8 protein-coding genes are annotated in these 8,374 nt (G+C 59.1%); all 8 read left to right on the forward strand.

Annotated elements, in window-relative coordinates:
- Positions 1 to 10: 10 nt before the first annotated feature.
- The 8 genes from rimM (at position 11) to recJ (ending at position 8,219) form a co-directional block, all read left to right on the forward strand.
- Positions 11 to 538, forward strand: a complete 528-nt coding sequence (rimM, locus tag ACJO5Y_RS09000) for a ribosome maturation factor RimM (protein ID WP_406986373.1) — start codon at positions 11 to 13, stop codon at positions 536 to 538.
- 2 nt (positions 539 to 540) lie between these two features.
- Positions 541 to 1,299, forward strand: coding sequence for a tRNA (guanosine(37)-N1)-methyltransferase TrmD (gene trmD / locus ACJO5Y_RS09005; protein ID WP_012138826.1), 759 nt, complete (start codon positions 541 to 543; stop codon positions 1,297 to 1,299).
- Positions 1,300 to 1,323: 24 nt separating this feature from the next.
- Entirely contained in the window at positions 1,324 to 1,680 is a 357-nt protein-coding gene (gene rplS / locus ACJO5Y_RS09010) for a 50S ribosomal protein L19 (protein WP_406986375.1), read from the forward strand.
- Positions 1,681 to 1,787: 107 nt separating this feature from the next.
- On the forward strand, positions 1,788 to 2,720 hold the full coding sequence (xerD, locus tag ACJO5Y_RS09015; protein WP_406986378.1) for a site-specific tyrosine recombinase XerD: 933 nt from the start codon (positions 1,788 to 1,790) through the stop codon (positions 2,718 to 2,720).
- A 137-nt stretch (positions 2,721 to 2,857) separates the two neighbouring features.
- Complete coding sequence (locus ACJO5Y_RS09020) at positions 2,858 to 3,604, forward strand: thioredoxin fold domain-containing protein (RefSeq protein ID WP_406986380.1); 747 nt, start codon at positions 2,858 to 2,860, stop codon at positions 3,602 to 3,604.
- 158 nt (positions 3,605 to 3,762) lie between these two features.
- Positions 3,763 to 5,064, forward strand: coding sequence for a homoserine dehydrogenase (locus tag ACJO5Y_RS09025; protein WP_406986383.1), 1,302 nt, complete (start codon positions 3,763 to 3,765; stop codon positions 5,062 to 5,064).
- A gap of 11 nt (positions 5,065 to 5,075) precedes the next feature.
- Positions 5,076 to 6,476: a threonine synthase gene (thrC, locus tag ACJO5Y_RS09030; protein ID WP_406986385.1), complete on the forward strand. Its 1,401-nt coding sequence runs from the start codon at positions 5,076 to 5,078 to the stop codon at positions 6,474 to 6,476.
- Positions 6,477 to 6,482: 6 nt separating this feature from the next.
- A complete protein-coding gene (gene recJ / locus ACJO5Y_RS09035) occupies positions 6,483 to 8,219 on the forward strand; it encodes a single-stranded-DNA-specific exonuclease RecJ (protein ID WP_406986387.1) in 1,737 nt (578 codons plus the stop codon).
- Positions 8,220 to 8,374: the final 155 nt, after the last annotated feature.

Genomic DNA, 8,374 nt, shown 5'->3' on the forward strand with positions numbered 1-8,374 from the left:
GGTTGATGGCATGACACAGCATTCGCAGGAAACTGTGATTGGCCGGATTACCTCGGTGTTTGGGGTCAAGGGATGGCTTAAGGTTTATTCCTACACGGACCCCAGGGACGGAATACTGAACTATCGTGACTGGACTCTGGTCCTCAACGGTAAGCGTATTCCGGCCAGGCTTGAGGAAGGTCGCCGCCAGGGGCAGGGGATTGTCGTCAGGCTGAAAGGTATTAATGATCGTGATCTGGCGCACACATACTGCGGTGCAGAGGTCAAGGTTCCGACCGCTGAGCTGCCGACGCTTCCCGAAGGGGAGTACTACTGGCACCAGCTTGAGGGGCTTGACGTCTTCACCGTTGAAGATGAGTGCCTGGGTGTGCTGGATCATATGATCGAGACAGGCTCCAACGACGTTCTGGTGGTGAAGTCCAATCAGGCTTCCATCGACCAGCGTGAGCGGCTGATTCCCTATCTTCCGGATCAGGTGGTTCGGGAAGTGGATCTGGCTGCGAAGCGCATGGTTGTTGACTGGGATCCGGAGTTCTGAGGGTGTGGATTGGCGCAGTCAGTCTGTTCCCGGAAATGTTCAGTGCGGTCACCGATTATGGCATTACCGGCAGGGCGGTTCGTGATGGTCTTCTGACCTTCAGGAGCTGGAACCCGCGGGAATTTACCCATGATCGTCACCGCACAGTGGATGACCGGCCCTATGGTGGCGGTCCTGGCATGCTGATGAAAATGCAGCCTCTGCGGGATGCGATCCATGCGGCCAGGGAATCGGCACCCGGCAAAGCCTGTGTTGTTTATCTCTCACCTCAGGGTGAGACGCTGAATCAGTCTGTTGTTGAGTCCCTTGCGGCGGAAGAACGATTGATTCTGGTGGCAGGCCGTTACGAGGGTGTCGACGAGCGCCTGATATCGGCGGAAGTCGATCGGGAAGTGTCGCTGGGGGATTTTGTCCTGTCCGGCGGCGAGTTGGCAGCCATGGCTGTCATTGATGCGGTTACGCGCCTCATCCCCGGAGCGCTGGGTCATGCGCAGTCGGCAGAGCAGGATTCCTTTGCCGACGGTTTGCTGGATTGTCCGCACTACACCCGGCCCGAGGTTTACGAAGGTCAGGCGGTGCCGGATGTTTTGTTAGGCGGTCACCATGATCAGATCCGGCGTTGGCGGCTCAAGCAGTCGCTGAGGCGAACCCGGGAGCGACGCCCCGACCTGCTGGAAAAGCGGGTACTGACGGACGAAGAGCGTGAGCTGCTGGAAGAGATTTTGAACGAACCGGGTGCCTCTGAATCATCAGGGCATTAAAAGATTGGGTATCAGGAGCATACGATGAGCGGCAAGAACAACATCATCAGTCAACTTGAAGCAGAACAGATGACCAAGGACACCCCTGCGTTCGCGCCGGGCGATACCGTGGTTATTCAGGTTCGCGTAACCGAAGGCAACCGTGAGCGTCTGCAGGCGTTCGAAGGCGTTGTTATCGGTAAGCGTAACCGCGGCATGAACTCTTCCTTCACTGTTCGTAAGATCTCTTACGGCGTGGGCGTTGAGCGTACTTTCCAGACTCACTCCAAGCTGATCGACAGCATCAGCGTGAAGCGTCGTGGTGACGTACGTCAGGCCAAGCTTTACTACCTGCGCGACCTGTCCGGCAAGGCAGCTCGTATCAAGGAGAAGCTGGGCTGATCAGCATTGCGCTGAACAGAGTGCTTCAGAAAAAGGCAGCCACGGGCTGCCTTTTTCGTGTCTGGCTGTTATAAACAGGGTTTTACTCATTGGTCCGGGAAGTAAGCATGGTGTCTCAACGCAGATCCCGTAAGGAGCTTCGGCCCGATGATGAGGCGCTGATTGTCCGATTCACCGATGCCGTCTGGCTGGAGGATGGTCTGGGCGAAAAAACCCGGATGGCCTACCGTAATGACCTGGAGCGCCTGGCAGCCTGGCTGGTGGATCAGCCAGGGCGGCCGCTTCTGGTGGCGGTGCAGCGCACGGATCTTCTGGCGTGGATTTCCCGGGGGTTGGCGGAAGGCGCCAAGACCTCCACCGCGGCGCGCAGGTTGTCGGGGTTGCGGCGCTTCTACCGGTACTTGCTGCGCGAGGGTGTTATCAATGAAGATCCGACGTTGCAGATTGACAGCCCGCGTCTGCCACGCAGGCTTCCGGATTCTTTGTCGGAGCAGGATGTTGACGCCCTGCTGGACGAGCCGGATCCGGAAGTCCCCATAGAATTGCGTGACAAGGCGATGATGGAAATCCTTTATGGGTGTGGGTTGCGTGTGTCGGAGTTGACGGAGCTGCGGGTGGATCAGGTCAACCTGCGTCAGGGCGTGGTGCGGATCACCGGCAAGGGTAACAAGGAGCGTCTGGTGCCGCTAGGTGAAGAGGCGGTGGACTGGCTGTTGCGCTACATGAAAGAGGGGCGCGCGGAGCTGTTGAAAGGACGATCCTCGGATGCCCTGTTTCCGGGTAACCGGCCAGTGGCCATGACACGGCAAACCTTCTGGTACCGCATCCGCCATTACGCCATTCGTGCCGGCATTAACAAGCACCTGTCTCCACACACGCTGAGACACGCCTTTGCGACGCACCTGCTGAACCACGGTGCAGACCTGCGAGTGGTTCAGATGCTGCTGGGGCACTCCGATCTCTCGACCACGCAGATCTATACCCACGTGGCTCGTCAGCGCCTGCAGTCCCTGCATCAGGCTCATCACCCGCGTGGCTGAGGAGCGTTCTTTCCGGTAACTTTGATAACCTTGGAGCCAGGCCTGAACTTTCACGCCGTCAGGGTGTCGCAGTAGATTAACTGAAGCCGACCCGGGGAAGCGCCGGGTGTGAACCACAACTGAAAGCGGAAGACATTATGTTTGCCAGAAAACTGTTTACATCCTCCCTGGCGGTCGCCCTGATGATGGCGGGGTTGCTCGGCGTGCACACGGCGATGGCCGGCGAGGTGGAGGACCGGATTTCCGAACGGCTGACCAAGGCCATTCCGGGGCTGAAGGTGAGTGAGGTTCGAGAGTCTGAAGCTCCGGGCCTTTATGAGGTGTACAGCAATAATGGCGATACTATTTATACCACCGAGGACGGCGGTTACCTGCTCACGGGTGATCTGCTTCAGGTAACCGATAAGGGCATTGCCAATGTGTCGGAAAGAAACCGGGCCATTGTCCGCAAGCAGCAGATGGAAGCGTTTGGTGCCAGGGGAGTGATCAGTTATCGTGCCGACGGTGAAGAGAAGGCTGAGATTGCCGTGTTTACCGATATCGATTGCCCTTATTGCCGCAAGTTGCATGATGAGATGGCCCAGCTCAACGAATACGGTATTACCGTGCACTATTATGGGTTCCCCCGTTCGGGGCCGAATACCCGGTCGTTCAACAAATACGTTTCGGTATGGTGCAGTGAAGATCAGCAGGCCGCCATGGACATGGCCAAAGCCGGCAAACAGGTCGACACGCATTCCTGCGAGAATCCTGTCAGGGATCAGTTCAACCTGGGCGGAGAAGTTGGTGTCACCGGCACGCCGGCTATTGTGCTGGAGGATGGCAACATGGTGCGTGGATACGTCCCCGCGCAGAAACTGGCCGAAGGGCTTGGCCTGCTGTAACCCTGCGGATGCCGGGTCCCCGCCGGCGCCTCCGACTGAATAAGCCCGAGCAGTGACGCAGGGCTTATTCAGTGTGCCCTTAATCGGTATACTATGCCCTCTTGAGATAACCCCAAGAAAACCCATCAGCACCCCCAAGCGGGATCAGAGGTGAAAGTTTGAAAGACGTCAGTGTCGGAATCTGCGGATTGGGAACCGTCGGCGGCGGTACATTTAACGTACTGACCCGAAACGCCAAACTCATTACGGGCCGTGCCGGCTGCAATATCCGGATTGGCCGGGTGGCTAGCCGTACCCCCCGGGAAGATATTGATATGGGCGGTATTCCGTTCAGCACCGACATTTTCGACGTCATCAACGACCCCGATATTGATGTTGTGGTGGAACTGATTGGTGGATATGACGCTGCCCGGGAACTGGTGCTGGCTGCCATCAGGAATGGCAAGCATGTGGTGACGGCCAACAAGGCCCTGATCGCTGTCCACGGTAACGAGATCTTTGAGGCGGCAGAAAAAGCCGGCGTTATCGTTGCCTACGAGGCCGGCGTGGCCGGTGGCATTCCGGTGATCAAATCGGTTCGCGAGGGCATGGCTGCCAACCGCATCGACTGGATTGCAGGCATCATCAACGGTACAGGCAACTACATTCTTACCGAGATGCGCGCAGGCCGCGAATTCGCGGAAGTGCTCAAGGAGGCCCAGGACCTGGGTTACGCCGAAGCCGATCCCACGTTTGACGTGGAAGGTATTGATGCCGCACATAAGCTGACCATCCTGGCTTCGGCCGGTTTTGGTGTGCCGCTGCAATTCGAAAAAGCCTACACCGAGGGCATCTCGCAGATCACGCCTTACGACATTGCCCATGCGGAGTTGCTGGGTTATCGCATCAAGCACCTTGGCATTGCCCGTCGCCGTGATGACGGTATCGAGCTGCGTGTGCATCCGACCCTGGTGCCGCGAAGCCACCTGATTGCCCAGGTCGATGGTGTTCTCAACGCGGTACTGGTCGACGGCGATGCCGTTGGTCAGACCATGTATTACGGTCCGGGAGCCGGCGACGAGGCGACAGCCTCAGCAGTGATCGCTGATATCGTGGACGTGGCTCGCACGGTCGCGGCCGGAAGCTCCCAGCGGGTGCCATACCTTGGCTTTGATCCGTCCGCGCTGGAAGATCTCGATGTCTTGCCGATGGAAGACATTCAGTCGGCGTACTATCTGCGCATCACCGCCATGGACCATCCCGGTGTACTGGCCAAGGTGGCCTCGATTCTCAGCGAGCATGGCATCAACATAGAGTCGATCATGCAGAAGGAGTCGGAGCTGAAAGATGGTCGCATTCCGGTGATCATCCTGACCCACACGGTCCAGGAGCGCCAGGTAAACCGCGCCATTGAAGAGCTGGAAGCCCTGACGGATATTGATGGTCAGGTTGTTCGCATCCGCGCTGAAAACTTTAACTGACAGGTACGCACGTGAGATACATCAGCACACGGGGGGAAGCTCCCGCTCTGGGTTTTGAAGACGTTCTGCTGACCGGGCTGGCCACCGATGGTGGCCTGTATGTGCCCGAGTCCCTGCCGCACTTCAGCGTGGAAGAAATTCGCAGCTGGCGCGGCCTGTCCTACAGCGAGCTGGCGTTCAACGTCATGTACCCGTTCGTGGACGACGCCATTCCGGCTGATGATTTCCGCAAGATGCTGGACGAGACCTATAGCGTGTTTGCCCATCAGTCGGTTGCCCCGCTGGTTCAACTCGACACCAATGAATGGGTGTTGGAGCTGTTCCGCGGTCCGACCCTGGCGTTCAAGGATTTCGCCCTGCAGCTGCTGGGCCGCCTGCTGGATTACGTGCTGGAGAAACGCAAGCAGCACGTGGTCATCATGGGGGCGACCTCCGGTGATACCGGTTCCGCGGCGATTGAAGGCTGCCGTCGTTGCGAGCACGTGGATATCTTCATCCTGCATCCGCACGAACGGGTGTCCGAGGTGCAGCGTCGCCAGATGACTACGGTCAAGGGCGACAATATCCACAACATTGCGGTGCGCGGCAACTTTGATGACTGCCAGCGTATGGTGAAGGAGAGCTTCGGCAACCAGTCGTTCCTGGGTGGCAAGACCCAGTTGGCTGCGGTGAACTCCATCAACTGGGCACGGATCATGGCCCAGATCGTCTATTACTTCCAGGCGTCGCTGGCACTGGGCGGTCCGGATCGCAGCATGGCGTTCTCGGTGCCTACCGGTAATTTCGGTGACATTTTCGCCGGTTACCTGGCGAAGAAAATGGGCCTGCCGATCTCCCAGCTGGTGATCGCCACCAACCGCAACGACATTCTTCATCGCTTCATGAGCGGCAACAAGTACGAGCAGCACCAGCTGGAGCATACCCTGTCGCCGAGCATGGATATCATGGTATCCAGCAATTTCGAGCGCCTGCTGTTCGATCTGCACGGCCGTGACGGCGCAGCGGTCAAGCTGCTTCTGGAGAATGCCGCCAAGGGGCCGGTCAGTATTGAGGAATACCGTTGGAAGCATGCTCGCAAGTTGTTTGATAGCGACGCGGTGGATGACAAGACCACCTGCGATACCATTCGCGAAGTCTATGAGCAGAACGAATACCTGCTGGATCCCCACACCGCTATCGGTGTGCGTGCCGCCCGTAACTGTCGCCGTGACAAGGCCGTGCCGATGGTGACCCTGGGTACGGCCCACCCGGCCAAGTTCCCGGATGCCATCGCGGAATCCGGCCTGACCGTCAAGCCCGAACTGCCGGCGCACATGGCGGACCTGTTCGAGCGGGAAGAGCGCTACACGGTGCTGGATAACAACATCGCGGGTGTTCAGGAATTCATCGCCAAACACTGGAAGAATACCTGACCTGGTATGACACCCAAAAAGATCCTGCGTCGTCCCCAGCCCGACACCCTTCCGGGCTGGGGTCAAAACCTGCCCTCCTTGCTTCGCCGTTTGTACGCCGCACGCGGCGTCACCTCCGATGAACAGCTGACTTATACCCTGAAGCACCTGGCCTCGCCGCTGGAGCTGCGCGGTATTGATCGGGCGGTGGAGCTGTTGTCTGAAGCGATCACCGGCCAACAGCGGGTGATGATTCTGGGGGATTTTGATGCCGATGGTGCCACCAGCACCGCCGTCGGCATGCTCGGACTTTCCATGCTTGGCCTGAATAGCGTCGACTTCCGGGTGCCCAGTCGGTTTGCTGACGGCTATGGCCTGACCCCGGGCATCATTCATCGCCTGAAGGATGAGGGCGAGCTACCGGACCTGATGGTCACGGTGGATAATGGTATTTCCGCCGTTGAGGGTGTCAGGGCGGCAAAAGAACTGGGCATCCGGGTGGTCATCACCGACCATCACCTGGCCGGCGAGACGTTGCCAGATGCCGACGCCATCGTGAATCCCAATCAGCCGGGTTGCCCGTTCCTCAGCAAGAATGCCGCCGGTGTGGGCGTGATGTTTTACGTACTGACGGCGTTGCGCAAACACCTGCGGGAGCAGGGCAGACTGCCCGAGCCGCAGCCCAATCTTGGTACCCTGCTGGATCTGGTGGCGCTGGGCACCGTGGCTGATGTTGTGCCACTGGACCACAACAACCGGATATTCGTAGAGCAGGGCCTGCGCCGGATACGTCAGGGCGAGGCCCGCCCGGGTATTCTGGCGCTGCTGGAAGTGGCAGGCCGTGATCACACCGCTATCAGTTCCACCGACCTTGGCTTCGTGGTCGGTCCCCGCCTCAACGCCGCCGGCCGGCTCGATGACATGAGCATCGGCATCGCCTGCCTGCTGGCAGACAGCCCGGACGAGGCCCAGAGGCTGGCCAGGGAGCTGGACACCTTCAACCGCGAACGCCGCACCATCGAAAAAGACATGAAAGCCCAGGCCCAGGACCTGCTGGCGTCCATGTCCCTGGATCTGGAAGGATTGCCCTGGGGGCTGGCGTTGTATGACCCGGAGTGGCATCAGGGCGTCATCGGTATTCTCGCCGCGCGAATCCGCGAGCAAACCAACCGTCCGACAATAGCGTTTGCCGCAGACGACAACGGCGAAGACGTCAAAGGCTCCGCCCGCTCCATCCCCGGCCTGCACATCCGCGACGCCCTGGCGGTAGTGGACTCGCGCAATCCCGGCCTGATGAAAAAATACGGCGGCCACGCCATGGCCGCCGGCATGACCCTGGCCAGGGAAGACCTGGACACCTTCTGCGAGGCGTTCGACAAAGCCGTGCGCGATACCCTCACGCCGGAGGATCTGGAAGCCGCCATCGTCACCGACGGCCCGCTGAACAGTCAGGAACTGTGCCTGGACACTGCCACTCTGCTCAAGAGAGCCGGTCCCTGGGGGCAGCACTTTCCCGAGCCGCTGTTCGATGGCGAATTCCGCGTGGTCAGCCAGCGCATCGTCGGCGAAAACCACCTGAAACTGGTGTTGCAGCCCGCTGATGGTAGCGGCATTGTCGACGGTATTGCGTTTAACACCGGGCCGGAAGTGCCCGACTACACCAAAACCGGGGCGAGGGTGGTTTACAAGCCGGATGCCAATACGTTCAGGGGAAGAACCAACCTGCAGTTGTTGGTGGATTATCTGGAACCGCTGAGCTCCTGATTTTGTGGGTGCTGTGTCGGATTACGAGGCGTTGCCTCTAATCCGACCTACGGTGAAGTTCCAGTAGGTCGGATTAGCAAAGCGTAATCCGACAAGCATAGAAGGCCGGCATACAGGCCTGCCGGTTTCGGGGTGGGGGTCGCTTTTCTGCAGGG

The organism is Marinobacter alkalisoli, from assembly GCF_045449855.1.
Classification (GTDB): Bacteria; Pseudomonadota; Gammaproteobacteria; order Pseudomonadales; family Oleiphilaceae; genus Marinobacter.

Excerpts from the sequence above, each read along its gene's own strand:
- rimM (WP_406986373.1), top strand. The coding sequence starts at position 11 with ATGACACAGCATTCGCAGGAAACTGTGATTGGCCGGATTACCTCGGTG.
- rplS (WP_406986375.1), top strand. The coding sequence starts at position 1,324 with ATGAGCGGCAAGAACAACATCATCAGTCAACTTGAAGCAGAACAGATG.
- xerD (WP_406986378.1), top strand. The coding sequence starts at position 1,788 with ATGGTGTCTCAACGCAGATCCCGTAAGGAGCTTCGGCCCGATGATGAG.
- ACJO5Y_RS09020 (WP_406986380.1), top strand. The coding sequence starts at position 2,858 with ATGTTTGCCAGAAAACTGTTTACATCCTCCCTGGCGGTCGCCCTGATG.
- recJ (WP_406986387.1), top strand. The coding sequence starts at position 6,483 with ATGACACCCAAAAAGATCCTGCGTCGTCCCCAGCCCGACACCCTTCCG.